Here is a 26,393-nt window from a genome sequence, read left to right as displayed (position 1 = left end):
TTATTTGGACACATCGGCTCCAAAATATTTTTCAGAAATTTTCAGATACGTACCGTCAGCCTTCATATCAGCCAACGCTTTGTTAACTTCCTTGATCAAATCTTCGCTGCCTTTATTAAATACAGCTGCGCTGTGTGAAGCATCCGAAGATTCGTCCACCTTTTTGATTGGAGCATCTGGCTTTTGCTTTTTCAGATCCAGATAAGACAACCCGTCGTTGACGGTCGCATCTACCCGTTTGGAAGTGAGGAGGTCAATAGCTTGGTTGAATCCTTCGGTTGCTACAATTTCCGCACCGTTGCTTTTTGCGATTTGAGTCAGGTTACTAGTCAGAGATTGCCCTGCCTTTTTACCTTTTAGATCCGCAAATTTCTGGATGTCCGTATTATCTTCACTCACGATCAGAACTGCCTTAGAGACAATGTACGGATCGGAGAAATCATATTTTTGCTTGCGCTCATCTGTAATAGACACTTCATTGAATACTGCGTCAAACCGCTTGGAGTTCAAGCCTGCAAATATTCCGTCCCATTGCGTCTCGATAAATTCCGGTTGCACACCCAGGCGCTTACTTACTTCAGTTGCAATATCGACGTCAAAGCCTGTCAGTTTGCCAGCAGCATCATGGTAAGTAAACGGAGCATAGGTACCTTCCGTACCGATTCTCAGCTTGCCACTGGCTTTGACAGATTCAAGAGTAGCAGCAGCCGTTGTATCTGCTTTTCCATTATTAGAACCGTTCTCTCCAGTAGATGCATTATTCGTGCCAGCGCCTTTATCATTGTTGCCGCAAGCCGAAACCAGCAATGCCATCACGATGAGTACAATCGGTAAAAAACTAAATTTTCTCATGTTATCCACACTCTTTCCCTTTTTCTTGATCACCTAGCGCAGGCTAGTCATTGAATAGTACATCATTCATTTTCGCGCGTCAATGCTTTTATCCAATAATCCCTATCCAAAAGGTAAGTTATATTTTTTTATCATCTAAGGCTATTCTAGGTTGACTCAATCATAGGCAGGCTATTCATCTTTACTCTCCCTCGCAGCAACTTTTTGTGTACCATTACATAAGAGATTTCGTATAATAGGTTTTAAAATACAGATTAGAAATATTTACCGGAGTGTGATCATGGATACCCATAATACAACTTTATCCCCTGAAGGAAGGCACTCAGCCTGGGCTACCTTTACTTCACCTTTAAAGCAATCCAGAGCGTTCACCCTCTTGTGGCTTGGACATTGGATCGCTATGTTAGGAAGTTCTGTTACGACAGTCATTTTGCCACTGGTTATCTATTCTCTGACAGGCTCGACCACCATCATGGGATTGGCGATGACGGTTTATATGCTGCCAAACGTACTTATTCTTCCTTTCGCAGGAATGATCGTGGACAGAATTGACCGAATTCGTCTTCTTCTGTTCACGAATGTCGCCCGCTTTGGTCTGATGTTCGTTGCATCGGTGTTGATGTTTACGGACGGGATGAAGTTGCCGTTCCTATTCGTTGGTCTTGCGTTGTACGGATTGATGGATGGTATCTTTAATCCGGCTTATTCGGCCTTACGTGCACAAGTGTTCACACCGGACATCCGCAATGCTGCCAATGCGCTAAGTCAAATCAGTATACAAGCCGTTCGTCTACTCGGTCCTCCGCTAGGAGGCTTTATTGTATCCTTTTCCTCCCCGGGTGTCGGCTTTGGACTGGATTCTATCGCTTATCTGGTATCCTTTGCCTGTTTTTGGATGCTAAGTGCTCATTTGGCCTCCATCATCGGTAAACGTCAGGCCGATTCAGAACAGGAAGATCAGGGTGGACAACATTTTCTCAAGGATTTTATAGCAGGCTTTACTATTCTCAAAAGCCATCCTTGGCTATGGATTACGATTCTCGCCTTTTCTTTCATTAATATCTGTTATTCAGGTATTATCGCTGTGCTCATCCCGTGGCTGTTCAAGGTTCATCATGGCTATAATCCAGTCGTATACGGCATTGCAATGGCAAGTAGTGGCATTGGTGCCATGCTGGGAGCCTTTGTGTATGGATCACGCAAGCATTGGAAACACCGCGGTCTGCTCGCTTACTTAGGAGCTTTTGTCAGCGGTCTCGCCTTACTGCTGTTGTCTATAGTCACCTGGATGCCAGGATTAATTATGAGCATGATGCTCGAAGGATTTGGCATTATGATTTTTGCAATTATCTGGGAGACAAGCCTGCAGGAATTAATCCCCGCTGAATCCTTTGGACGTGTAGCCAGTCTGGATTTGATGTTTTCCTTTGCACTGCTTCCTGTCGGCTATCTGGCCGTAGGTGCCGTGGCCGACAAGCTTGGTGGTATCCTCACCATTGGTATGTTTGCAACCATCGGCATGTGTATCGTGCTGGGCGTGCTAATTGTTCCTCATATCAGACGGTTTCAATAGGGGAATATGTAACCTTTTCTCAAAAAAAGCTGCTCCCACAGGTTCATTTGTGAACCTTGCGGAAGCAGCTTTTTTCCATTTTGACTCGCGTCCCATAGGACGAGTCTATTCAATAATTCGTAAAGTTAACCTCTGCTCCGTCCAACGGAACGGAAGATCAAGCTCACAATCACGACTAGCACAATCGCACCAATTAATGCAGGAACGATGTAGAACGATCCGATTTCAGGACCCCAGTCTCCCAGAATCAAGCTACCCAACCATCCACCGATAAAACCGGCGATGATGTTACCAATCACGCCACCCGGAACATCACGACCTGCGATAATTCCTGCCAACCAACCAATAATACCGCCAACAATCAATGCCCATAACCAACTCATTTTGCGTCACCTCGTTTAAGTTTTTATCGTTGTGTTCTATTATTAACCACTCGAACTCCTTTTGAACACACAGAGACCAATTGGTTAATATTACCACGCAATGGAACGCTGATTTGGGGGCTTGATATCATCCTACGTGCCTCCCAGATTATTTATGCTCTTTGTGTGAAAAGTGTGTCTCCTATTCGTTTATCCTTGTATTCCTGCTTTTTTTGTGCCATCCTCACATTATGGCTTCACTGAAGTCACTTCATGCATAAGTTACAAAAATAACAAATTATTAAGGAGTGACCCCCACTGGAGTGTCGAGTAGGATGTGCTGCATGTTGCATTGCCATTACGATTTCTTCCCCTATTCCCGGCATGCCAGACGGAAAACCTGCTGGTGTTCCATGCCCTCAGCTCACGCCTGATTACCGTTGCCAATTATTTGGAAAACCCGAGCGTCCTGCCGTATGCAGTGGCTTTCATGCGGATAATGATACATGCGGAGACACAAATGAAAGAGCATTTGAGCTGCTGAGAGAGCTGGAGAAGTCCACTTTACCAAGTAAAACTTAAGGCGAACTCATTCGATATGAAGGAGAATTTTTGATTATGAATGTTATTGAAAAAAGAATTGCCGAATTGAAGCAGTACGGTCCCGATCTTACCACCCCCAAAGATATGGATTTATTTTGGGACAAAACACTGAGAGAAGTTCACGTCAAACCTGTACATGCATTCAAAACGCCCGTAGAAACACCGTATCCTCATATGACGGCCTATCGGGTCACTTTTGAGGGGGTCGATGATACGCCTCTGCATGCCTGGTATGTACGCCCCCGATATGCTGGAGATCAAAAACTTCCATGCATCGTTCTGTTTCATGGCTACACAGGCGGAAAGGGCTATCCTGAAGATTATTCATCTTGGCTAATGCTTGGTTTTGCTGTATTGGCGGTAGATGTTCGTGGTCAGGGAGGAGAAACGGGAGATCGTCGGAATGATCCACACGGAACCGTTAAAGGCTGGGTTACGAAAGGAATATTGGACAAGGATACCTGCTACTACAAAACGATTACAACCGATGCCCTTAGAGCCGTAGATTGGGCGGCGGAGCAGTCCGATGTCGATGCAGATAAAATCGCAATCAGTGGCGCCAGCCAGGGTGGTGGACTTGCATTAATGGTGGGTGCGCTCAGCGATAAAGCTGCTACTATAGTAGCGGATATTCCTAATATGTGTCATATGGATTTTGGCATGATGAATTCTACCAGTTCACTGACAGAAGCTGCCGAATTCGCAAACCGCTTCCCCGAGCATTTGGAGCAGGTACTACATACATTGAGTTATTTTGACGTGATGAATCTAGCTCATCGCATTCGTATCCCGGTCATGGTATCTGTAGGGTTGAAGGATACGGTGTGCATGCCAGAGACGATTTTTGCTGCTTATAACCGCATTGAATCACCAAAAACAATTGAAGTTTATCCGTTCACCGGACATTGGATAGAAGGTTTCCATAGACGCAAGACGGCTGAATTTTTAGTTCAAATCTTAGCATTAGATTGAGTTAACGGTTTCCTCCGGTTCTGGTGCATAAAAAAAGAACACCACGCATTTATCTGCGTAATGTTCTTTCAACTGCATCGGAGCCAGTCCTGCTTACCCTGACAAGCTCCTCGACACTTCACAGCAAAGCATCTCTGCAAAGTTTACGATGCAGTTCGCTGTTCTGCTGCCGAATCCCCTGTCCATTTTCGCACCCAAACAAAATCCATAATCATCAGGCCAAACGGAATGAAGGATGCAAACATAATGAAAAGAGGCCGCCGTATAGACCAATGCAATGCGGTTTTTCCATAGATCAGAGCAACGAGGAGCAACAGAAAGCTCACCCGGTATATGTTACCAATCACCATAACCGCCTGGGTCATGCCCGCAGCTTGCAGCGGCTGGTGGGTGAATAGTATCGCCAAATACGCTATAGCTTGAATCCAGAGCATGAGCCGGACACGCCCCAAAGGTGTTCTTAACACAAATTCAATCCCCTCTCCATGAGCAGGAATGTTCTCTCATCCCTTATGCATCTTTTATTATAACGAAAAGATCCACAAACTCCAACCTATCCATTTTTGGATTTTGACCAAATGAGTTGTGTTTGATACAGTTGTGTGAGAGGTGATTATAAATGCTTAAACTGGGTATACTGGACCAATCTCATATTCCTGAAGGCGGTTCCGCTCAAGATGCATTGTCTAATACAACAGATTTAGCGCGTGAAGCTGATCAACTGGGGTACAGCCGCTATTGGGTATCCGAGCATCATGCGTCCAAAACTCTAGCACACTCCAGTCCCGAGGTATTGATTGCCCATTTGGCCGCTCATACATCGCGTATTCGTGTGGGTTCAGGCGGTATTATGCTACCACACTACAGCGCATATAAAGTAGCTGAAAACTTCCGTCTGCTGGAGGCGCTCCACCCAGGACGCATTGACTTGGGGATTGGGCGTGCTCCAGGCGGCTTGCCGCTGGCTACTCGCGCTTTGCAGGAAGGGAAATACCAAGCTGTCGAACAATATCCACAGCAGATTCTAGATTTAATCGACTACTTCCATGATTCGGTGCCTGACAATCATCGGTTTGCTGGTCTTCACGCCTCCCCGATGATATCGACCGTTCCTGAATTATGGTTGCTTGGCTCCAGCGGGGAGAGCGCCAGATTGGCCGCGATGATGGGTGCCTCCTATGCCTTTGCCCAATTTTTCGGTACTCCGGGCGGCGTAGAAGCTACCGCGCGTTACCACGAGCAATTCATGCCTTCGATTTTAGGAGATAAGCCCCGCTCTATGGCGGCAGTTACGGTAGCCTGCGCTGAAACTGAAGAGGAAGCTGAGCAGCTGGCGTCCAGTGCTAGTTTGTATTTCCTTTTACTCATGCAGGGTAAAGAAATGAATTCTCTTCCATCGGTGAAAACAGCCATGTCCTATCCCTATACAGAATTTGATCGTGAGCGGCTACGTCAGTCCGCAGCATGGCGTGTTGTTGGCACTCCTGAACAGTGCAAGGAACAGCTGCTGAGACTGGCTGAGCAGTATCGCACCGATGAGTTACTGGTCGTTTCATCGATTCATGACTTTGATAAGCGTGTTCAGTCCTATCGGCTGCTGGCCAAAGCTTTTAATTTGGTATAAACAGAAGGTTAAACATAGGCTAATTTTCAGCACATTAAAACCCCCGCCTGCCTATAATGGCAACAGCGGGGGTTTGTTGTAAAGGATCGGTTCATTAGAACCAACCCATCTGTACTATAGAAGTAGTGTAGACACCACAAAAGTTGAACGTCATATGGTACTTTGGTAGTATATGACATACACCAAAGGCGTATACACTATAGCATAACCTCAAAAGACCGCAACCAAAAGTCCCATATATTTTACTCGTTCAGTAGTTGGTAGTAGCTACAGCATATCCTAGGGTTCTATGCCCCATACAAGCTTACCCTGTTGATATACGGTGCCTTGGTCCCAGTCTGCGAATTTTGTCTGGGCAGCTCCATAGGAGTAATCGTTAGTCTCATCAAAGTTACTCCAATTCGCCGCATGAATACGAGATTGAATTTCTCCAGTTTCGCCGCCGGGCTGGATCGTTCCTGCTCCATCTGTGAAAGAAATTTCTACATATTTATCTGCCTTGGACTTCGGATTTGGCAAAGTTACAAAAGTTGCTTTTACCTTTTCATTACCAATTCTGGCCCAGTCTATAAAAAACTGCTGAGCTTGTTTGCTCTCATCTGTGTAATAGTAGCGAATTTTCAGGTCACTCAACTTCACAGCTGTTTTTCCGGTATTTTTGATATTAAATTGAGGCCGGATTGCATTATCCTTGGCGTTCGTGTCATCAGTGCGATATTGAAGCACAATCCCTTCATTATTACCGCCTGGTGTACTTCCACTGTGATCGCCACCGTTGTTTCCACCATTGTTATTACTACCATTGTTGCCATCTCCGCCGCTATTCCCGCCGTTGCTTCCTCCACCATGATTGCTGGAGCCTTCCAGAATCGCCTGTTTTACAAATTTGCCGGAAGCCGTTAATTGTGAATCAGGCCATCCACCCTTGCGGTCAGCACCAGGCAACAGGGCAGCAGAGGTCTCATTTTTGTCGGAAAGCGACCAATTGGCCCAACTGATTTTGCGACTGGCCATAAAATCAGTCCATACTTTGGATTCATTCAGGAACGGACCACCGTTACCCGAAGCGTCACTTGTACCCCACTCGGTAGCAAAAATGCCTACACCTTTGTTCAGGGCATAATCAATCCGATCACGTAAAGATTGTCCATGTGTACCTGCATAGAAATGCACGGTATACATTGTATTTTTATCTGGAAGCGGATGGTCTGCTGCATCATGTACATCCTGACTCCAAGTACCTGTTCCTACAATAATAATATTATCCGGGTCTTTAGCTCGAATAACCTGAGATACCTCAGATGCATAAGGTCGGATTTGATTGTTCCAGTTTACATTCCCATTCGGCTCATTAGCAAGTTCATAAATTACGTTAGGCAAATGACCGTACTTAGTGGAAAATTCATTAAAGAAAGCTTTGGCTTCATTTTTATGAGTGTTCGGATCGCCATCCGAGAGAATGTGCCAGTCAATAATGACGTACAGGCCCAGTTTCTGTGCTGCCTCAATTGCTTCCTTCACTTTATTTTTCAATGAAGGGTTGGCAATATAACCATTTTCTTCAGTGTACAACGCAACTCGAAACACGGAAATGCCCCAATCGTCCCGTAACCATTTCATAGTGTCCTGATTCACCAGATCCCCAAACCACTGAACGCCATGAGAACTAATGCCCTTGAGCTGTACAGGTTGTCCATTTTTATCCACCAGTTTACCGTTCTTTACTGAAAGTTGTCCGTAACGTTCCACAGGGGTCGTCCCGGCCGCCTCTGCTGTCGGCGCATTCCAGTTGAACCCATTCGTTAACGTCAATAGCAACACTGCTGTTAACATTACTGCTACTCTTTTTGCGATCCTTGGCAGGACCCATTGCCCGTTCATCATTTACACATTCCTTCCTTTTAATAAAGTAGATAAGACTTATCAGTACGTTGTTCTCCGCTTTTTCGCCCCCTCTTTTATACAATAAAAGGATCAGGTCCAACATTCGATGTCACTTACCTGTATATGGATGCTACTACTATTATAGTTAGTTTCATGTTACGTTTCGACTTTATCCCAGAAAATGAATAAGAAGTCACGGTTTTGGGATATGTACCCCTTTGTTGGCTACTGTAGAGTACTGAAGGGACAAAAGTCTCATTTACTTATTAAGTTTAACCTAAAAAAAGACTGCTTCCCGATGCCTAGGCTCGGTACAGCAGTCTTATCATGATCTTATATGTGATCAGATAATATTAACAATTCGTCTTAATGTATGATGTCCCTATTACCCCTTAGCGGCAGCTTGAGGTTCTTGGGTTGCCTGATCTTCGTTCATATCGCCGCCATCCGTCGCTTGATCTGTCAGTACAGTCTCAGTTGAGTTACCCATTACCTTGTCTATAAGTTGTAGCCAAGGTTCTTCACTGCCTCCACAACTCTCAATATCACCGAGCAGGGACTCTAGCGTGGTTCCTTCTTCTGGCAAATCAATAACTAAACTGTCTTCGTCAACTTGGATGGTGCAGCAGGTTTTCATTGTAAATCCCTCGCTTAATTCTTATTTGAGCATGCAGTATGCTTGCTCAGATGGGATGAACTCCCACGGATCCAGGGATAAGCCTTTTGAATCCGTCTGAAATTATAAACCTAATGCATCCCAATTGCAATGAACAAACCTTGAATTTTTAAGAATTAGCGAATCAATTCAAACATTCAGCAAGCTCTGTAAAAATTACTCCAAGCGCATAAGCCCCCGCATCTGGATAACCAAGGCTTCTCTCTCCGACCGCTCCGGCACGTCCCATACGCGCCACAATGTTTTCTGTCTTTTTGGCCCCTAGTACAGCGGCCTGAGCACCTCGTACAAAGGCTGCCTTCACGTCAACATTTGATTTCGCGCTCTCTACCCAGCTATCCGCACATGGCACTAATGCATCAATAAGCGTTTTATCACCAACGACGGCTCCTCTGCCGAAAGAACGTTCGCCTGTCGACTGTATGCCTTGCACCGCAGCCTGCATCAGATCTGCGAATTCGGTAACGGTGAGCTCGTTTCTTTCGCCCGCAGAGCGTGCTGCTGCGCGAAATGCCGAGCCCCAGATCGGGCCCGAAGCACCGCCGCAGTATTCCATGATGACGAGCGAGCACGAATGGAGAAAGGCCCCCATCGTCAAAGAATCTTGGTCTAGGATATCGCTCCATTCCCGTTTCAGCTGACGAAATCCCTTCGCAACGCTCATACCAAAATCTCCGTCGCCTGCATGAGAATCAAGATCGCAGAAAGGCACCTCATTCTTGATGATAACTGCACTTATTTTGTCAACCAGGTAGATCAGATTGTTCAACGTAATCTTGTTATCCTCAATAACTGCAAAAGCAGGAGCGGTTTCCACCTCGAAAGATACTTGCCGATTTTCGTCTGCTACAGTTGAAAGCTCCGTGAATTCAACATGATCAACAGGTCCAGACACCTTGAACGCCGGCGCGTTGCTTTCATGGGAAAGTAGCGTTTTCAACTCGCCGTCCAGCTTCATGATCGAAACTGAGATGCCCGCCATATCGATACTCGTCATATAATTGTTAACGAAAGCTCGATTGATCTTGATTCCCTTCGTTGCCAGTTCGCGAGTGACCGCATAATTGAAAAGGTACAGTTCTTGTAGAGGCGTACCGCCAAAACCATTGATCAGCAGAGCGATTTCTCCGCTGAATCCGTTTTCGATCTGCATGTCTCGAAGGAGATCACTTACCATTCTATCTGCCAGCGTATCCGCATCCGTCAGCTTTTCGCGTCTGATACCAGGCTCACCGTGGATGCCGACGCCGTACTCCATTTCATCATCCTCAAGCTCAAACGTTGGCGAGCCCTTCGCCGGCACGGTGCACGACGTCAATGCAAATCCGATACTGCGTACATTCGCAGCGGCTTTCTCCGCCACTGCTTTGACTTCCGCCAGACTACGGCCCTCTTCTGCTGCTGCACCCGCGATCTTATGCACAAGTACCGTGCCCGCTACACCGCGTCGTCCGACCGTATATAGACTGTCTTCTACAGCGATGTCATCTTCAACCTTTACATAGTCCACTTCCAAACCATCTTCAGCAGCCAAATGGGCACCGTTTCTAAAGTTCATGATATCGCCGCTGTAGTTTTTGATAATCAGCAGTGTGCCTTTTTTCCCAGCGGTTGCTCGAATGGCCTGATACACTTGAATTTGCGAAGGAGAGGCAAAAACATCACCACAGACCGCCGCATCGAGCATCCCTTTGCCGACAAAGCCGGCGTGAGCGGGCTCATGCCCACTGCCGCCGCCGCTGATGAGCGTTACTTTCTCCGTGTTCAGTTCCTTTTTCTTGAGCACTTTATATTTTGGTAGAAATTCCAACTCGGGATGCGCGAGCGCAATACCGCTGCACATCTCAAGAACCAAGTTTTCCGTACGGTTGATGACCTTTTTCATGCTATTTTACCTCCGCTTTGTACTGGCTGCCGATCCGGTCGGCCGCAGCAATTGCCGCTGCAACCTGCTCCACCGTGATCGGAAACGGCATGGCATGAATCGATTCCTCCTCAATGCAGGCTTTAGCAGCTACTTCCATGAGTTCTTCCCGGCTGATATGATCGACACCGATATCGGCCAAGCAGACCGGCAAACCGATGGTTAAACAGAAATCCAGTACCTGATGTAATTCTTCCGTCGGTGCGTTTTCGAGCACCAGCTGTGCGATCGTACCGAATGCGACTTTTTCTCCATGATAATAATGATGCGTGCCTTCCAAAATGGTGAGTCCATCATGAATCGCATGGGCCGCAGCAAGTCCGCCGCTTTCGAAGCCAAGACCTGAGAGTAAAATATTAGTTTCAATGATATTTTCGAGTGCTTGTGTAACTTGATTTTCATCGCATGCCGCTTTTGCTTTGGCACCGTCTTTTAAGAGCATTTCATAGCATAACGTTGCAAGTGCCAACGCCGCATTCGTACCTACGGCTGGCGCACACTGTCCCTCGCGTACTCCGTTAGGCAGTCCAGCGTTGACCCTGGAGTAAGAGCGGGAGGTCGCACGGGCTTCAAAGTATGTCGACAGTGCATCACCCATACCTGATACGAGGAATCGGGTTGGTGCATTGGCAATTACAGTGGTGTCGACTAATACGACACTCGGGCTTTGTTTAAAATAGGCGTAATCGTCGAATGCGCCTTCTGGAGTATAAAGAACGGCCGAGTGACTTGTCGGCGCATCCGTCGCAGCAATCGTCGGACAGATGATAAGCGCTTCCCCTTGTGCCACACATTTCGCCGCGTCAATCGCTTTGCCACCGCCGAGACCAACGATGCAATCACATCCATTCGCAGTGGCGATTTCTTGAAGTCTAGACACTTCTTGTCTGGAGCACTCACCCATAAAACCGCTTTCAATAAAGGTTACGTTATACTTTTCCGTAGTGGAATCAAGCTTATCTTTCACCCGCTCCACATCGGCTGGATGCGCGATCAGTAAGGCAGATTTGCCGAAGGTGCTCACATAGTAACCCAAATTTAACAATTCATTTTCACCTTGTACATATTTGCTTGGGCTGATAAAAGCTTTTCTCATCTATAATTCCTCCCTTTATTGTGTTGGTTTCGTTCTGATTTAAACTATAAACGAACCATGTGAACTTTACATTGGAGGAATCAAGGAATATATTATAATTTGCAATCGTATTTTTTTGCACTGAAGCATGTCATGTGAATTGTACTTTTTTGTTGTTGCTTACAGGATAATTTACCATTAAGGGATGAGAATCTTGATACGTGAACATTTAAGTATCCAGAAAATCTTTGATTTGGAAAAGTGGGAGCAGTTGCAGGATTCATTAGCATCCGTTACCAAATTAGCCATTCTCACCGTCGATTATAGAGGGAATCCGCGAAAGAAGATTTTGAATTAGAAATTGGACTACCGGTACCTATAGGTGTAATTTGGAATGACTTACCGAACAAAATTAAAGTGGTAGCTGAGCGGTTGAAGGAAATCCAAATCGAGAATAGACCTGCGCTACAGGTAATTGGAAGGTATCAACGAGAGGATGTCTTAATCTACGCGGACACTCCTACATTATGGGCACCAGGAATGGAGATATTTACAGGAATGAGATGACCGATGATGATCACTCGGTATTGTTGAATGCCCTGAAGGATCATTCTGGACCGGTCCTGATATTCGGTTATTCAAATGAGCTATACGACGATATGTTGAGTGATTGGCAACGTGAATAACGGCAGCAAGTGATTGAAACGGGGCAGGCGCGGACTGAAGTGCTTTGGATTAACCCGGCTGCTGCAGATCATGGACAGCAGACCACCTTCTTGCTACAGGGTGTGCAATTGGGCTGATTTATCAAATTGTGTAATCAGAGTATGAAATCCAACTATCCATACAAGACAAATAGACAACTCGGCCAACAATACAGAAAGCAAGGAATATAGGAGGTTAGCCTAAAAGGCTATGAAATATGATAGGGGTAAGACTTCTGTATGGTCATTAATATCAGGGGAAAGTGTATCGATAAATAAATTTATGGATAAGAGCTGAAAAGGAAAAAGGCTTATTGCTCTTGGAGTTCCCAAAGCAAAAGCCTTCTATCATTTTTCCTTTTTAACTCAACGGCTAAATTCTTTTTCGAAAATGGCTTGATTAGCGATGACAGGTTCTGGACCCACCGCATTGATATTCGTCACCAAAATATCCTTCCCGCCTAAGGTACCACCCGCTAGCGTTTCAAACCCATGAATGCCGCCGCCATGTCCCCAATAGGTCTTTCCGTTCGGCAGAGTCACCTTATAAATTCCAAGTCCATATTTGCCAAAAGGTGAGTCCACACCTGTTGTCATCTGCTTCATCATCTTGTCATTTAATAATTTCCCACCCAAAAGCGCACTAAAAAAGGTGGTCAAATCTTTTCCTGTCGAGATCATTTCCCCCGCAGCATTCGCCCATGAAGGATTATACTCTGTGAAATCATACAGTTTCCCTGCCTGATTCATGTTATAGCCTGTGGCATGCTTGCCCGGGATTTTTGGATTACTACCACTAAAGGATGTATTTGTCATCTGAAGCGGGCCAAGGATCCGTTTCTTAATCTGTACATCGTACGTTTCTCCTGTCACCTTTTGAATAACAAGACCAGCTAGTACGGTATTTGTATTCGAATAGTCCCAGCCTGCCCCTGGTTGAAATACTGGCGGCTTAGCCAGTCCCATACGTACAAGGTCATTAACGGTATATTGAGGGAATGAGGTAGCGTATCGCATGTCTAGATTCGTATAGCTTGCAATCCCGCTCGTTTGGTTCAATAACATACGAATCGTGACTTTGTTGCCATCATACCCATTACCCTTTACCACACCTGGGAGCCATTTTTCTACCGAGTCTTCCAGATTCAGCTTTTTCTCCTGAGCCAACTGTAAGACAAGGGTAGCAACAAACGCCTTTGTGACACTGCCAATACGGAAAGTAAAGTCTGGCTCCATCGGATTTTTATGATCGAGGTTGGCTACACCGGCTGCATAAGACCAGTATTTTCCGTCTCTTAACCCAGCAGCAATTATTCCAGGGACTCCCTCGACTTTTGCTTTCTGATCAATGAAGTGTTTCAATTCTTTCCCATGTTTTCCAGCTGCTTGATCCGGGGTGGAAGGTTGCTTGGCTTGTCCCGAGAACTCAGTCATCTGGATGTTCTCTATATGAGGTACAGCACCTTCTAATACGTTAATACTCATCGCGATCACATGCTTGCCGTCTTTTGTTCCACCTGCGAAGTTGGTGAATCCAGGAATGCCACCTTGATGACCCCATATGGTAGTGCCATTCGGCAATGTTACTTCCTGAATACCGAGTCCGAATTTCCCGTGTGGAGTATCAACAGTGGTTAACATTTCTTTCTGAATCTTAGGTGTTAACAATTTTCCGCCCAATAAAGCACTAAAGAATGTTGTTAAATCTTTCGCAGTCGAGATCATTCCCCCTGCTGCGTCTGCAAACGAAGGGTTAAGGTCAGTCATATCCATTAATGTACCGGCATTGTTAAAGTATCCATTCGGGCTGTTTTTCGGAATGGATTGCGAGTTTTCTGGTAAAAACGTTTCTTTTAGTTGCAGCGGCTCAATAATTCGTTTCTTGATTTGTTCGGCATATGTTTCTCCTGTGACCTTTTGGATAATGAGTTTCATCAGCACTGTATTCGTATTCGAATAGTCACCCTTGGTCGGTGCATGCTTTAATGCGCGAGAAATGAGTTGTTCTGCTGTAAACGTTTGAGTGGAGTTCTGGAGTAAACTTTCCTTGAGTTCATCATCTAAGTAGTCTGCCACTCCACTCGTATGATTTAATAACTGACGAATCGTAATTTTGTTACCGTCATATCCGTTTCCTTGTACGACACCTGGGAGCCATTTTTCTACCGAGTCATCGAGGCTTAGCTTCTTTTCCTCAGCTAGTTGCAGGGCCACTACACCGACGAACGATTTCGTTATACTCCCAATTCGAAATGAATAGTCAGCTTGCATCGGTTTCTTACTTTCTACATTCGCTTCGCCGGAAGCATACGACCAGAAATCCTTTCCCTTCTTTACTGCAAAGATGACACCTGGGATGTTTTCGCTGGCAGCAGCTTTATCAATCGCTTCTTTTGTTTTGGCATGAACCGTTTCCTTTTGTTGCGTGATTGCCTGGTCCACACCTGCCTCCGCACAACCGTAAGTAGGTAGTATCAGCGTTCCTATCAATAATGCAGATAACGTAAGGGACGCTCCTTTTTTCATGTGGAATGGTTTCATTTCTCATCATCTCCTGTAAGTTGAATTGTGTTGTCTCACACATCCACCTTATTTTCAGGGCTGTAAAATCACATAGTGACAAAACCGTTCTTTCTATAAATGACATCATGCCAACCCATCATGTTTGCGACATGATAGAATGTCATAGAGGCTGTATGACATGGCGATTTTGCTTGACGAATCGGGAATTGATGAGGCATGATGAGTCAGAGACATTCGGGAATTTTCTTACCATTCAAATGAGCAGGAGTATATGACAAATGTTATCCATGATAAAAAAATGGTTTTGGTACAATTGGGTGATTTTTGCTTTACGAACGATTTGGCTAGGCATCATCGTCATAGCAGATGTTATGTATCCGGCAATGATAGCCGTTCCGTTCGGAGTCATCATCCTTATTGCCTTTTTGGTTTATGCCATTCCATTGATCGTTCAATATCGAAAAGAAAATTGGTATCTGGCAGTCGAAGTCTTAATGACAGGCTTTTTTTATCTATTTGTGGCCTATGTAGCGCCTGCATTGACTTGGACTTTCGTTTTATTGGTGATCATTATTGGTGTGGCCAGCAGTCGCAGAACATATATGTGGACGGGAATCTCTAGTGGGATTATTTTTCCGGCTTTGAACGGGTTGATTACCAATCGTCTCCCGTACGAGTTCATGTTTAGTTGCAGCTTTGGTTTTGCGATCGGTATGGCTTTTAGCATATTAATTGAGTCTCATAAGCAAGGCCGCATCATTCAAGAACAGAAGCAATTATTGGAGCAGCATATTAAGCAAATCGAGGAGCTTACACTGATCGAGGAACGTAATCGGCTGTCATATGAGTTGCATGACACAATTGGGCATTCGCTAACCTCGCTGATTGTGGGCGTTGAATCACTCCGATCCTCGGTTCCTGATTCACAAATCGAACGAGTCGACAAACTTGTCTCAATAGCACAAGACAGCTTGGATGATATCAGAAAGCATTTTCATCAGCCCTCTGATGCGCGCTTGAACCAATCGTTAAGTGAGGCACTACTGGAACTGACAGAAAAATTTATAAAGTCAACTGGTGTAACGGTCAACTTCCGTGTGATCGGCAGTGAGACGCTCGTTATGCAAAAAATTAGCTTTTGTCTATACCGTTGCCTGCAAGAATCGCTCACAAATACGGTTCGTCACGGCCAAGCAAGTGAGATATCTGTTGATCTGTATTTCGAAAGTCAGCAACTCCGTCTACAAATCGAAGATAATGGCAACGGAATAGAATCCATCGAATTCGGCTTAGAACTAAAGGGAATAAAAGAACGGCTTGAGCAACTGCAAGGTTCGCTGGCCGTTCATTCACAATCAGGGCAAGGAACCGTTGTCATTTGTAATGTTCCCATAAAGGTAGAAGCTGGACAGGGAAGTATCCGCCTACTTATTGTTGACGATCAGGTGATGATTGCCGACAGCTTACAGCAAATCTTAAGCCAGCAGGACAACTTTATCGTTGGTGGTACAGCTAGTGATGGGCAAGAAGCATTAGAACAATGTGAGCGGCACCAGCCGGATATCGTGTTAATGGACGTGCACATGCAAGGGATGAACGGACTCAAGACCTTCCTTCAAATGAAAGAACGCTGGCCGAACATGAAGATTGTGATCATGACAACGTTTGAGGATTCGGTACAGGCAGCAACAGCACTGGAGCATGGGGCGGAAGGATATATGCTGAAGTCAACTCGTCCTAAAGAGATGATGGAAGCGATGAAGCTCATCTATAGCGGGGGAACGTGGCTTGATCAGTCGATCGCCACACGCGTATTCGAAGAGATGAAGCGCCAACGTGAGCAGTTAGAGAAGTACAGCCCGAATGATCCGTATGGGTTGACGAAACGGGAAAGGGAAATTTTACAGCTTTTATCGGATGGACTTCGTTACAAATCGATTGCCACCAAACTATATTTATCGGAGGGAACGGTACGGAATTACTGTTCCACCCTTTACTCGAAGCTCGGTGTCAGCAACCGGGAAGAAGCGATTGAACTGGCGAGAAATGAGAGTATTCTATAGAAGACAAAAGGACGGGAGAAATCCTTGAGTTAAACTGTTCAACTAACAGGGATCGTTAGTTGAACAACAATAGCGGCAGTCTAAGACTTTATTATCAGGGTCTTAAACTACCGCTTTTTCTATCCTGTAACCAGCCACAGCCAATGCCAATCGTTCTGCAAGAAGGTTCGCCAAGATGAGAATCTCCTTCCCTACTGCCAGAAATGTGACTCTCGTGGTGGACTTGAAGCGGTGCGTTCCAACAAACCTTATATTTATCTCTGTCATTATGACATCGTTGACATCGCAGTACCGATTATTATCGACGATAAGTACATCGGCGCCGTCATGGCAGGTCAGGTTCGCCTAGCCGATCCTTCGAGCGCTTTACAGCTGGAACAAATCCTCACGTCAAAAAATGAAAAACTGTACAGTTCCAAATGGGAGGAACTTAAGGACTACTAGGCCGATCTGCCGACGATGACTTATCAGGAAATTCAGATGATCTCCAACATGTTATCCTTATTGTGTAATTATATTGTTGAAGAAGCGATGAACAAAAATCTTCTCACGGAAATGTTCGAAAAGGCTTCGGCCATAGAGTCCACTCCGCAGTTGTCCGAGATCCTTCCTGGCTACTCGCTGAAGCATATCGAAAGCCTTAAGAAAGAAATGAATAATATCTTAGCAGATGCCTATCTGAACTCCTCAGGGGATGGGATATTCCGTGCGGAAATCCTGTACTCAAACCCGCTTTTGAATATATTTATGAGCACAAGGGTGAAACTTTCTCTCTAAAAGCCATGGCTGACTTGTGTCACATTAGTCCGAGTTATGTTAGTCGGCTGTTTGCGAAAGAAACGGGTGAGAACTTTTCCAGCTATCTGTCCCGCTTAAATATGAAATGGGCGAAGCAGCTGCTCGAAGCCACAGATATTCCGGTATCCCAGATCAGTAGTGAGCTTGGCTTCAATGAGCCGGAGTATTTTATTAAAATATTCAAAAAATATGAAGGCACAACACCTGCGGTGTACCGAAAGTATTACAAGGGATAAATAAACGAAAAAACAGATGATTCATGGGTATATTGTTACCATGATCATCTGTTCATAATGTTCTTGCCTAAGCTACATAATCTGTGTGTGCTGATCAGGCTGCCTGTGATTGTGATTTGCGCTTAATCACCAGTTTAGTGCTTGGTTTGATGGCTCTTTTGACGACCATCATTAAGGAAATCAATACAATTACTCCCATAAAGATAGCGACCGGCATATATCCCGTATACGAAATCAGCTCAACAACCGGATACAGGATGGCAGGCACCCTGAACGAATACTCATCAGCCGTCTCCATATAATACGCTAGCCAGGAGAGAAAGCCCCCGATCAATAATGTGTATAGAAAAAAGACGATCGACGGTTTCATAGATGCCCAAGCTGTATTCGTAGATTGCTCATAAGTATAATCCTTTTTCATGTAGCTGTACAAATGCTGTACGAACGCGTCCTTTTCGTCACTGGCAAATTCCATTTTCACTTTTTCAGGTGTGGAGCTACCTGCTTTTGTATAGGTAAGAAGCAATGTATCATCAAATTTGGTCAAATTTGTTTGCACGCTTTCTATTGCATGTAATGGAATACAATAATCATAATGCTCCATTTCTTCCATCGTCACAGTCCCTTCGGAAAGCTGCACACTGATTGCTTCTGCCTGAGCCTGAGCCAAATCGGTAAGAATGGCATGAGGATGAAGAATAGCAAAACGTTTATTATCCAATTTATAAATTTTCGTTTTCTCATCATCATGAACGGACATACAAATCCCCCTTTTTATCAGCAATTTTATTATGGTGTGTTTCTTTAGAGCTATCGTAATGTTTCTGACTGATCCTGAGCATTCGTTTCATTGTGCAAGGATTCTGATTTTTTCTTGCGAAATAATTTGGCAAAAAACTTGCCTATCACACCAAACACACCTACACAAGCAGCACCAATGAGGACGAGCACCTTAACTCCCGCGCCCTTAACAAAAGCAATGATTAATGCCAACAAGCCTACCTTTTTAGCTACTGCCAAACCGGCTCCTCCCAAGATCAGTCCAGTCAGGCCATACTCAGAAATTTTGTCTGTTGAAGCATTAAAATCCTCGTATCGCTCCCCTGATTTGACGGTCAGCTTGGGTAATATTTTCTCATTCAAAAACTTCTTATCCGCGTCCAAATGTGCAGGATCGGACACTAATATGACAGAGATATACCCCTGACGAGTGAGCACGCGAACATTATAATTAATCAGCTTTTCCTTGTTCCCATCCTCCGCCAGCATAGACCAGGTTAGATTATGGGTCGCTTCATTATAAAAAGGCTCCACATCCCAGCCCGTAACATACAGGCGATCACTTTCCGCTTTTTCCTTGTTACTCTCTTCCGTACCCTCTTTATAACTATCTAGAATAGCATCTGCATCGATGTCTTCTTTTTCATCATCCTTGATATGTCCAAGTTCATAGTATTCAAAAACAACTTCCCAATTTTGATTTTCATCCTTCGGAAATATACTCCCAATTTCCTTGCCAGATGGCTTCTCGTGATTCATCTCGCTTACCTTCGCAGTGTTAGCCGCATCCAAAAAAAGAAGTGATGAGTCTAAATCAACCGCAGCCACATTTCCCAGGTCTACCTTTCGGCCACCCTCAATCCATTTTAATTGTTCACTGGATGAAGCCCACGCATTTCCTCCACTGAGTAACACCAGACTAAGCGCCAACAGCGCTCCCAAAATCGTTTGGCCCCATCTCATTTTGTGGTTACATCTGTTATCTAGTCTCTTGTTCAAAACTCATTACCCCTTTATAAATTCCAATATCTCCCGTGTCCCCAACCATATTAGCCACTGCTTTATATTTTGTCAATTCACCGTAACAAAGGGCGTTTGCAAGACTTAATACTCATTTTTATACATATGTATGCAAATTTTCTACTCTAATCGGACTGGTTTTACAAGGTATGGGAGGAGCGATATGAAAAGACTCATCATGGACAAGCACAATTGCGCAATGGCTGCAACTTATCCGTTCAAGTCTCATCTAGCATATAAAATGTCGAATTTCAGCAGAATAAGGAATGCACACTTCACCGAACAAGCGACTATAGTCTTAGTGACTTTATTCCTGTTTTTTATACATATGTCATCTTTTTTATTTTAAAAAATGTATAGGCTTACACCAGATTGATTTAACAAATGCTGGGGCACAGAAGTAAAGATAGAGGGGATGCACACTCCACTCCTCTATCAGTTATTTTAATCCACAATCATCCGTCCGGCTCCGCCGCCCTGCCAGCGGCCTGCTGTGCGCTTCCCCCGTCCGGCTCCTTCCAAAATCAACACTAACTGCCTATGGAGCTGAGCATGTGAAAATTCCTTATATTCTGCACCACTTCGGTTCGCAATATAATGCTGGATAGATTCTCTGTCCACAGCTTCCAGGTTCAGACACATCAGTGCAAACATACAATCCATCGGATCGTTTGTACCGCTTTTGAGCAGTTCGGATGCAAAGTAGCGCATCGTTTCCGGGCGCAATGTGCTTTGATACAAGCCCGCAAACGGGACATGGATATCACTCCATGTATTAAATTCAGTAGCCATATCAGCAAAATCCTGATAATTGGAACGAAGCACGGCTCCATCTTTGAGTTTGAACCGGCCCAGCTCCAGTTCATCCAATCCGATCTCAGCCTCGGCCTCCAGCACAATATCTGCATGATGCACGGTGAAATCCGGGCGATCTGTTTGTTCCAAAAAAAGCAGCTTCAACACCGACAGTTGCCCCGTGGCTGCATACGGCACTTCCTGTTCCTGCTCTAGCAGGTATAATCTATTCTTGTGCTTTACAATGCCTCTGCCTACGGTCAGCGCATGTTCCCCAACGGTCACGTTCATTCCGGTAATAATGCCATCCGAATAATCCTGATATCGGATATCCAGAAAGCTACGGGGGTAATCCCGCAGATTTTCCAGCATCTCGGTTTTGAGAATACGACCTTTTTCAAACTTTGGAACGATATGCGTTAACATGGGGTTCCCTCCTTTCTCTATTCTTCTTTATTTAGGGGAACAGATAGCCGATTCACACCGGGCGCAAGCGGCGGGACTGTAACTCCATCATCGGTGGTGGGTGGAGCTTTACTTACTCCAAGTAATCCAATAAATAGACGAAAATTCTTTTCTATACATCTGCGTAAATCCATCGTGTTCCCCCTGATTGAAGACTGAGGTTCATTATGATCTCAGAATTTATTACCTACCTTTACATCCCGGCTCCGCGCCCAGCCTGCTCGCGAAGTATATAATTCAGCTCACGCTTGTCCACAACATAGGTACGGGCGATCAGATCGTGAAGAGCCTGTTTTCTAGCTGTAAAGCCTGCCATGATAAAACCGATCCACAAAATGATACTCGATACAATTTTACTCCAGTAGCGGGCACTCGCACGTCCAAAGCTCAGCTTTTGGTTAAATTCATCTACTACAACGATACCAAGAGCCTGTTTGCCCACCGTAGCTCTGCATTTGGACGATTCCATGATCGCAAAATACAGCCATGAAGCCCCCAAATTCATCAAAGTTTGTCCCAATAATTGCATGGTAAAAATAGCAGTCGGCCCGTTTGTCAGCATAGAGGTTTCTGCCGGAGATGGCACCCAATCTCCAATGGCCTGAATGATGATCCAGACCAGTCCGATTATCATAAATACAAATCCTAAAATAAGGATGTCAATGATATAGGCTAAAGTTCGTTTCCAAAAACCTGCATACAGCATGTTATTCCCTCCAAGTGTTGTGTGCTTTTCTGATTTCTGCATTTGAATAATTCTTAATTTATTATTTCGTGCCGTCAAAGAAATCCAGCTCGGAGAGATCATTTTCGAAGGCAAAAAAGCGCTTGGGACCCAGATACAGCAATTCATCACGGCGGGTAATCGGTACTACATAAAAGCCCCAACGACTATCCCCGACAAAAACAAAATATTTCGTTTCCTCATTGCGGATGGAGTCCGTATCATCCTGCGGGATATCCCGACCGTACAGCTCTGCGATTTCCTCATACGGCATGGGTTCAAAAGCATCTGGCCGACTGCGGTACACATGGCGCTGACGCAGCTTACCCCCGTTGGCCGTCAGGAAGAATTCCACTTCGACCGCTTGAGACGGCCGGGAAATCGAACCGCGTACCCGGCTGCTTTCCAAACTCGCAATCAGCTCCTTCTCACGCCCCGTATGCGTCCATGCGCTGACCGTATACGGAATAGCTGGAATATGATTGGTAATGACAGGCTCAATGGTCCCCATTTTTTTAGCGTTTAGGTAACGGATAGCCCCGCGCAGACAGGCCATTTTCAACTCAGGTACCCGGCTTAAATCTTCTGCCTTTTGTCGGAACTCAATACTGCGCCCTGGCACAAATTCCTTAAGCGCTTCGCGGAACACGTCTATCCGGCAGGACTGCCCGGTCAGTTTGATAATCGAATAATCCTGCAAGCGCCCCTCCAAATAAAAATCATCCAGAAACTTGCGCACAATATTGTAGATATCTGCCTTAAGTAGCTGCTGTACTTCACGAATATTAAACACCACATCAGGCAAACCATATTCATCACGGAACCGTCCGTTCTCAATCACCGAAACCAGCCAACGATCCATTACGGCAATGTTCAGGTCGCTTTCAGCAGATAATACCTGCTCGGATTCAAAGCGACTGCGCAAGATCCCCGTACGTAGGAAAAATTCCTTTTTCATATTTTCTGCCGCACTCCACAACAGATGAAAATTACTCAGTACCCGTTGATATTCATCCCGTGTAGCATGCTCATACCGTTTGAACGCGGTAGGCAAGATCGCCTCTGCGTCACGATAGCGTTCCTCCAGCCCTGCATATACAGCATCTACACCAAACTCATCCACATGACGGTACAAATCTCCCGAAGGAATGCCGATCAGAGCATCAATATCGGTGTCAGGCAAACGCGTCTCGGCAGCATAATAACCTGCAAATACAATTTTCATAAACTGCATAATCCGGTAAGTCAGATTGTTGCCGCCAAAGTTGGTATCCCCATTTTCATACGTTGTGTGAATATCCAGCTTGTAAGCAATTCGTCCATCTTCTATCCGAAAGCGGCAGGAAGACAGATCTGTCGTGCCCCCACCACAATCAATGACAAGTGCCTGATACTCCTCACCGTCTGCAAAAGTTCCTCGTTCCATCTGGTCTGCCAACGTGTTGTAGAGCACTGCCAGCCCTTCGTCCAGCGCATCCTCTGCTTCAATCCGGTAATCAGGCAAAATATCGCTAAACATCTCAATAAACTGGGGCTGCAGCTTGACAGGAGCAGAAAAGTGTAAATTGCGAAACCGACACTTAAATTGTTGCTCGGCTGTAGCAATCACATAACGGATAAAAGCCGCTAAAATATCGCTGCGGGAAGCGGTTGCTGTATTCCCCTCAGAATCCATTAATTCTTCGATTCGCTTATAGTCATTGACCCAACGTTTAATCCCCCGTAATACCGTGGCACGGCTACCTGCCACATCGCTTCCACGCAATGCCTCCTCCCCAAATGCATAAACGATATGCTCAGGATTGGAGCAGTCCGCGACGCGAATAGCGGTCGGCAACACTTCGATCCAGTCGCCTTCCGTACCTTCTGGACCAGGGAATGATACATAATTGATGGCGTCCAGCCTTACTGTGCTGCTCATCCCTGTATCAGGGGCCGTAACGTAGGAACTATCCAAATAAGCACCTGCCGTAGTGTTCGAGGTGCCAAAATCAATCGCCAGTACCGCATCGGTTGTTTCCGTTCCCCGAATGATCAGCTCTGCCACCGGGATTCGGTGACCCTGAAGTTTCAGCGGTAGCATCGGCTTATCTCCATAGTAGAGGTTATAAAAATATTCTGACTCCTGTCTTCGCAGAAACAGCAAGCTATAGCTATGATTGGACGTCTCTCGCAGTTCAGCATCGCGGTGACGAGAAAGATAATATACGCCTGTTCGTCCCTCATCCTTCACCAAATTTAAAACACCACATAATTCCCCTGTCGCATTCACCAGCAGCACATTAGATGAGCTCAGCCAAGGCAAATCGGATTCGATCCGATAGTTGTCCATGCGACCTGTGCGCACCCCCTGATACAGCGTGATTTTGGCGGGAACCCGGATACCGCCGCTCTCCTGCGGGCGGTCATTCCAGTTGCGCTGTAGTGCCAATTGCATACGTTCAAAACCGCCAGGATTGGGTCTGGTGATGAGTAGATGCTCCTCCGCGCTACGAAATCGCAAAATTACGCGAATCAATTCTTCACGTGCCAGACGATTCGCAAAGCCCTCGACCAGTCGCTCTTTATCACATATGCCACGCAACTGAAAGGTCGTCATTTGCTCCAATTCCGCCCGCGTGTATTTGGTCGTGAAACGAGCGTTTTTTCGATCGGTGAGCGGTTCTAGCAACCTGTATGTATAGGGTCCGTTCATCGTTCACATGTCCTTTCTTAGCCATTTAGCTTTAATAGAGGGCGATAGCGTCAATTTTCATTGTAGGTTCTTCCTCCAAAATGCCGAAATGACTGGTCCAATACAATTCCGTCGTAAACCGTGCTGGAAGAAATAAATCGAGAATCAAATCGACTTTGATTCGTGAGAGCATCGTTTCCTCCTGACCAATATATATGAGCAGTTCGTCTTTTTCCTCACAGTTGGTGTAAATGATCGAGCGATGAAAGACGCGACGCATCGTTTGTTTTAGCAGATGTACGGCTTCCCCCGTCTCATACAGGCGCAGCAGGCCTTCAGCAATTGCGTCCTGTTCCTCACGGTTTAATTGTCCAAAAGCTTCCTTTACCTTCGGGCCAAAAATGCCATCCGCAATATCACGCTGAACAAACCGGATATGATACTCTCGCCGATTCATTCCTTGATACAAATCGATCTCCGCCAGAAAATGCATCATAATATCAAATAGCGACTCTCTCAGCTCTAGATCCTCTGCTGCATCCGGTGGAAACAGATCCCGAAAAATAGAATAAAAGCGGTAGTACGGATTAATCTCCACTACCTGCTCCAAATGGGAAGTATTCAGCTCAGCCAAGCTAAGCTCCATATACGGAGAGTAGCTGACAGCGGGTACAAAACGGATTTTATTTACATCCAGCCCCTGTTTCCTTGCGCGCATGAGCAGATCCCAAACATAATTCACACCCATTCTCCTTCACACTTGTACTCTGGAAAATACATCTGCACTTCCGACACCAGAAAGCTCATTAAATCGGATAAAATGTAAGCAGGTGCAGTTGGCAAAACATCCTCGGAACCACGTCTGAACCCCAATCGCATGATCTGCTTGCCATCCTCTGTCCGTACATTATCGCTGACAAACGGATTTAACAGATACGTCTGAGTTTTGGTTACAAGGTTGCTTATATCATTTCTCCCTGCACCTCCCCAGATGTCCACACGCTCTAGCTCCAGCCCCTGTGCCGCTTCAAACGAATTGACGATGCGCGTGATCTCTGCTTTGGCCCGGACAATCACGGCCTGTTTCCCTGCATAGCGACCCAAAAAGCTGTCTTGCCGCCGATTGGACAATACCGGATAGGTCTGACGACTAAGCTTGGTTGTAGCTGGTTTCGTAACCTTCAACACATTCCACTCGCCAGATTTATCACGGGGTGTGACAATCGTCAGTTCCTCTTCTGTCCGCTTGATATAGCGGATATCGCTTTCAGTCCCGTCAATCAGGTAACCATGCTCTGGTCCTGTTTTACGCAAAGGCAGCACATGCTCATAGTTCACACGATCCATAGCTGGTATAGGAAAACCGCTGTTCTTTAGAGCCAATCTTTCAATGTTCCATAGCGGAAAAACATCGGCTTTCTTAAAAATGTCGAATTCCTCCAACGAAATCGTGATTTCATGGATTTCTTCATGAGCGGCCGGTTCGCCGTCTCCACCAATCAATACACAGTCCACAAATTTATAAGCGTACGGGTGATTAATCGTTTTCCACGGCATACCATTTTGCATAAACGTATGATACAACTGCTCAATCTCCAAAATATAAGAACGGTTATGCTCCAAACGAAAACGAATCGGATAGTTTCCGGTTTCCGTGACCAGCATTCCTGAGAAAATTCGTTTGCTGCGTACCAGTGCCGAGATTCGTTCGGTCTCCATTTCGAGAAAAAGCGTAAATAACGGCATCTCCCCGCCTTCGCCCACCACCTCTGCCACACGGCTGATGTCTACCTGTTTTTCTTCTGCATCGGAGGGCAACACAGGATATAAAAATTCATGAATCGGGTCATAGTCCTCACGCGATGTCAATGACACATACACATCAAACTTTTCTTCCGTATTCTCAATTTCCTCAAATACCCGCCGTTCTAGCTGGCGGGTCATTTCTTCCTGATATTCGACGAGGTTCATAAATACCCCGGCCATCATATTTTTCAGTAAACGTCTCTGCTCTAAATCGTCCATCTTGCTCAAACGATCCTGTACCAGCTCTTTCACGACGCCTC

At 45.5% G+C, this 26,393-nt stretch carries 24 protein-coding genes and 1 pseudogene; 9 read left to right on the top strand and 16 right to left on the bottom strand.

Annotation, left to right across the window (positions count from 1 at the left end; translation table 11 throughout):
• Window positions 1-852: an amino acid ABC transporter substrate-binding protein gene (locus ACXHJ2_RS04950; RefSeq protein ID WP_165083148.1), complete on the bottom strand. Its 852-nt coding sequence runs from the start codon at window positions 850-852 to the stop codon at window positions 1-3.
• A gap of 280 nt (window positions 853-1,132) precedes the next feature.
• On the opposite strand from ACXHJ2_RS04950, the gene ACXHJ2_RS04945 reads away from it, so the two are divergent.
• Window positions 1,133-2,425, top strand: a complete 1,293-nt coding sequence (locus ACXHJ2_RS04945; protein ID WP_165083146.1) for an MFS transporter — start codon at window positions 1,133-1,135, stop codon at window positions 2,423-2,425.
• A gap of 125 nt (window positions 2,426-2,550) precedes the next feature.
• Here the strand turns inward: ACXHJ2_RS04945 and ACXHJ2_RS04940 are convergent, their stop codons facing one another.
• Complete coding sequence (locus ACXHJ2_RS04940) at window positions 2,551-2,808, bottom strand: GlsB/YeaQ/YmgE family stress response membrane protein (RefSeq protein WP_013372531.1); 258 nt, start codon at window positions 2,806-2,808, stop codon at window positions 2,551-2,553.
• A 297-nt stretch (window positions 2,809-3,105) separates the two neighbouring features.
• Between ACXHJ2_RS04940 and ACXHJ2_RS04935 the strand changes: the two genes are divergently transcribed.
• Together ACXHJ2_RS04935 and ACXHJ2_RS04930 are read left to right on the top strand one after the other, a co-directional pair.
• Window positions 3,106-3,369, top strand: a complete 264-nt coding sequence (locus ACXHJ2_RS04935; RefSeq protein ID WP_238791104.1) for a YkgJ family cysteine cluster protein — start codon at window positions 3,106-3,108, stop codon at window positions 3,367-3,369.
• A 36-nt stretch (window positions 3,370-3,405) separates the two neighbouring features.
• Window positions 3,406-4,362, top strand: a complete 957-nt coding sequence (locus ACXHJ2_RS04930) for an acetylxylan esterase (RefSeq protein ID WP_165083142.1) — start codon at window positions 3,406-3,408, stop codon at window positions 4,360-4,362.
• A gap of 143 nt (window positions 4,363-4,505) precedes the next feature.
• On the opposite strand, the gene ACXHJ2_RS04925 is transcribed toward ACXHJ2_RS04930, so the two are convergent.
• The gene (locus tag ACXHJ2_RS04925) at window positions 4,506-4,829 is read right to left on the bottom strand and encodes a DUF3817 domain-containing protein (RefSeq protein WP_016324638.1); all 324 of its coding nucleotides are present in this window, start codon (window positions 4,827-4,829) and stop codon (window positions 4,506-4,508) included.
• Window positions 4,830-4,981: 152 nt separating this feature from the next.
• Between ACXHJ2_RS04925 and ACXHJ2_RS04920 the strand changes: the two genes are divergently transcribed.
• On the top strand, window positions 4,982-5,986 hold the full coding sequence (locus ACXHJ2_RS04920) for an LLM class flavin-dependent oxidoreductase (RefSeq protein WP_013372535.1): 1,005 nt from the start codon (window positions 4,982-4,984) through the stop codon (window positions 5,984-5,986).
• 279 nt (window positions 5,987-6,265) lie between these two features.
• Here the strand turns inward: ACXHJ2_RS04920 and ACXHJ2_RS04915 are convergent, their stop codons facing one another.
• The 4 genes from ACXHJ2_RS04915 to ACXHJ2_RS04900 all read right to left on the bottom strand — a co-directional run bounded on the left by ACXHJ2_RS04915 (window position 6,266) and on the right by ACXHJ2_RS04900 (window position 11,566).
• Window positions 6,266-7,870: a cellulase family glycosylhydrolase gene (locus ACXHJ2_RS04915; protein WP_165083140.1), complete on the bottom strand. Its 1,605-nt coding sequence runs from the start codon at window positions 7,868-7,870 to the stop codon at window positions 6,266-6,268.
• Window positions 7,871-8,255: 385 nt separating this feature from the next.
• Window positions 8,256-8,507 (bottom strand): hypothetical protein, encoded by a 252-nt coding sequence (locus ACXHJ2_RS04910; protein ID WP_165083138.1) that lies wholly within the window; start codon window positions 8,505-8,507, stop codon window positions 8,256-8,258.
• A gap of 163 nt (window positions 8,508-8,670) precedes the next feature.
• Window positions 8,671-10,431 (bottom strand): dihydroxyacetone kinase subunit DhaK, encoded by a 1,761-nt coding sequence (gene dhaK / locus ACXHJ2_RS04905; RefSeq protein ID WP_165083136.1) that lies wholly within the window; start codon window positions 10,429-10,431, stop codon window positions 8,671-8,673.
• Between the two features lies 1 nt (window position 10,432).
• Window positions 10,433-11,566, bottom strand: a complete 1,134-nt coding sequence (locus tag ACXHJ2_RS04900) for a glycerol dehydrogenase (RefSeq protein WP_040103107.1) — start codon at window positions 11,564-11,566, stop codon at window positions 10,433-10,435.
• A 193-nt stretch (window positions 11,567-11,759) separates the two neighbouring features.
• On the opposite strand from ACXHJ2_RS04900, the pseudogene ACXHJ2_RS04895 reads away from it, so the two are divergent.
• Window positions 11,760-11,882 (top strand): annotated as a pseudogene (locus ACXHJ2_RS04895) (PocR ligand-binding domain-containing protein); the annotation flags it as partial.
• 733 nt (window positions 11,883-12,615) lie between these two features.
• Here the strand turns inward: ACXHJ2_RS04895 and ACXHJ2_RS04890 are convergent.
• Window positions 12,616-14,790, bottom strand: a complete 2,175-nt coding sequence (locus tag ACXHJ2_RS04890; protein WP_165083134.1) for a serine hydrolase domain-containing protein — start codon at window positions 14,788-14,790, stop codon at window positions 12,616-12,618.
• A 260-nt stretch (window positions 14,791-15,050) separates the two neighbouring features.
• Between ACXHJ2_RS04890 and ACXHJ2_RS04885 the strand changes: the two genes are divergently transcribed.
• The 4 genes from ACXHJ2_RS04885 (at window position 15,051) to ACXHJ2_RS04870 (ending at window position 17,869) form a co-directional block, all read left to right on the top strand.
• Entirely contained in the window at window positions 15,051-16,835 is a 1,785-nt protein-coding gene (locus ACXHJ2_RS04885; protein WP_165083133.1) for a helix-turn-helix transcriptional regulator, read from the top strand.
• Window positions 16,836-16,925: 90 nt separating this feature from the next.
• Window positions 16,926-17,279 (top strand): PocR ligand-binding domain-containing protein, encoded by a 354-nt coding sequence (locus ACXHJ2_RS04880; protein WP_342366153.1) that lies wholly within the window; start codon window positions 16,926-16,928, stop codon window positions 17,277-17,279.
• 15 nt (window positions 17,280-17,294) lie between these two features.
• Entirely contained in the window at window positions 17,295-17,612 is a 318-nt protein-coding gene (locus ACXHJ2_RS04875; RefSeq protein ID WP_238791651.1) for a hypothetical protein, read from the top strand.
• 5 nt (window positions 17,613-17,617) lie between these two features.
• On the top strand, window positions 17,618-17,869 hold the full coding sequence (locus tag ACXHJ2_RS04870; protein WP_238791653.1) for a helix-turn-helix domain-containing protein: 252 nt from the start codon (window positions 17,618-17,620) through the stop codon (window positions 17,867-17,869).
• Window positions 17,870-17,963: 94 nt separating this feature from the next.
• On the opposite strand, the gene ACXHJ2_RS04865 is transcribed toward ACXHJ2_RS04870, so the two are convergent.
• From ACXHJ2_RS04865 to ACXHJ2_RS04830, 8 genes are all read right to left on the bottom strand, one after another.
• Window positions 17,964-18,629, bottom strand: coding sequence for a hypothetical protein (locus tag ACXHJ2_RS04865; protein ID WP_044787221.1), 666 nt, complete (start codon window positions 18,627-18,629; stop codon window positions 17,964-17,966).
• Between the two features lie 50 nt (window positions 18,630-18,679).
• On the bottom strand, window positions 18,680-19,612 hold the full coding sequence (locus ACXHJ2_RS04860; protein WP_165083168.1) for a DUF2167 domain-containing protein: 933 nt from the start codon (window positions 19,610-19,612) through the stop codon (window positions 18,680-18,682).
• A 501-nt stretch (window positions 19,613-20,113) separates the two neighbouring features.
• Entirely contained in the window at window positions 20,114-20,890 is a 777-nt protein-coding gene (locus ACXHJ2_RS04855; protein WP_165083131.1) for a DNA and RNA helicase, read from the bottom strand.
• Between the two features lie 17 nt (window positions 20,891-20,907).
• The gene (locus tag ACXHJ2_RS04850; protein ID WP_165083129.1) at window positions 20,908-21,063 is read right to left on the bottom strand and encodes a hypothetical protein; all 156 of its coding nucleotides are present in this window, start codon (window positions 21,061-21,063) and stop codon (window positions 20,908-20,910) included.
• 59 nt (window positions 21,064-21,122) lie between these two features.
• Window positions 21,123-21,635 carry an RDD family protein gene (locus ACXHJ2_RS04845; protein ID WP_165083127.1) on the bottom strand — a complete coding sequence of 171 codons (513 nt, stop codon included), beginning with the start codon at window positions 21,633-21,635 and terminating at the stop codon, window positions 21,123-21,125.
• 61 nt (window positions 21,636-21,696) lie between these two features.
• Window positions 21,697-24,348 carry an Hsp70 family protein gene (locus ACXHJ2_RS04840; protein WP_165083125.1) on the bottom strand — a complete coding sequence of 884 codons (2,652 nt, stop codon included), beginning with the start codon at window positions 24,346-24,348 and terminating at the stop codon, window positions 21,697-21,699.
• 31 nt (window positions 24,349-24,379) lie between these two features.
• A complete protein-coding gene (locus ACXHJ2_RS04835) occupies window positions 24,380-25,069 on the bottom strand; it encodes an iron-dependent peroxidase (RefSeq protein ID WP_165083123.1) in 690 nt (229 codons plus the stop codon).
• Entirely contained in the window at window positions 25,066-26,385 is a 1,320-nt protein-coding gene (locus tag ACXHJ2_RS04830; RefSeq protein WP_013372548.1) for a hypothetical protein, read from the bottom strand. The genes ACXHJ2_RS04835 and ACXHJ2_RS04830 overlap by 4 nt, the downstream gene beginning before the upstream one ends.
• Window positions 26,386-26,393: the final 8 nt, after the last annotated feature.

It is taken from the genome of Paenibacillus sp. ALE3 (assembly GCF_054113405.1).
The sequence above is the reverse complement of the archived record's forward strand: the minus strand, read 5'-3'. Positions and strand labels throughout refer to the sequence as shown.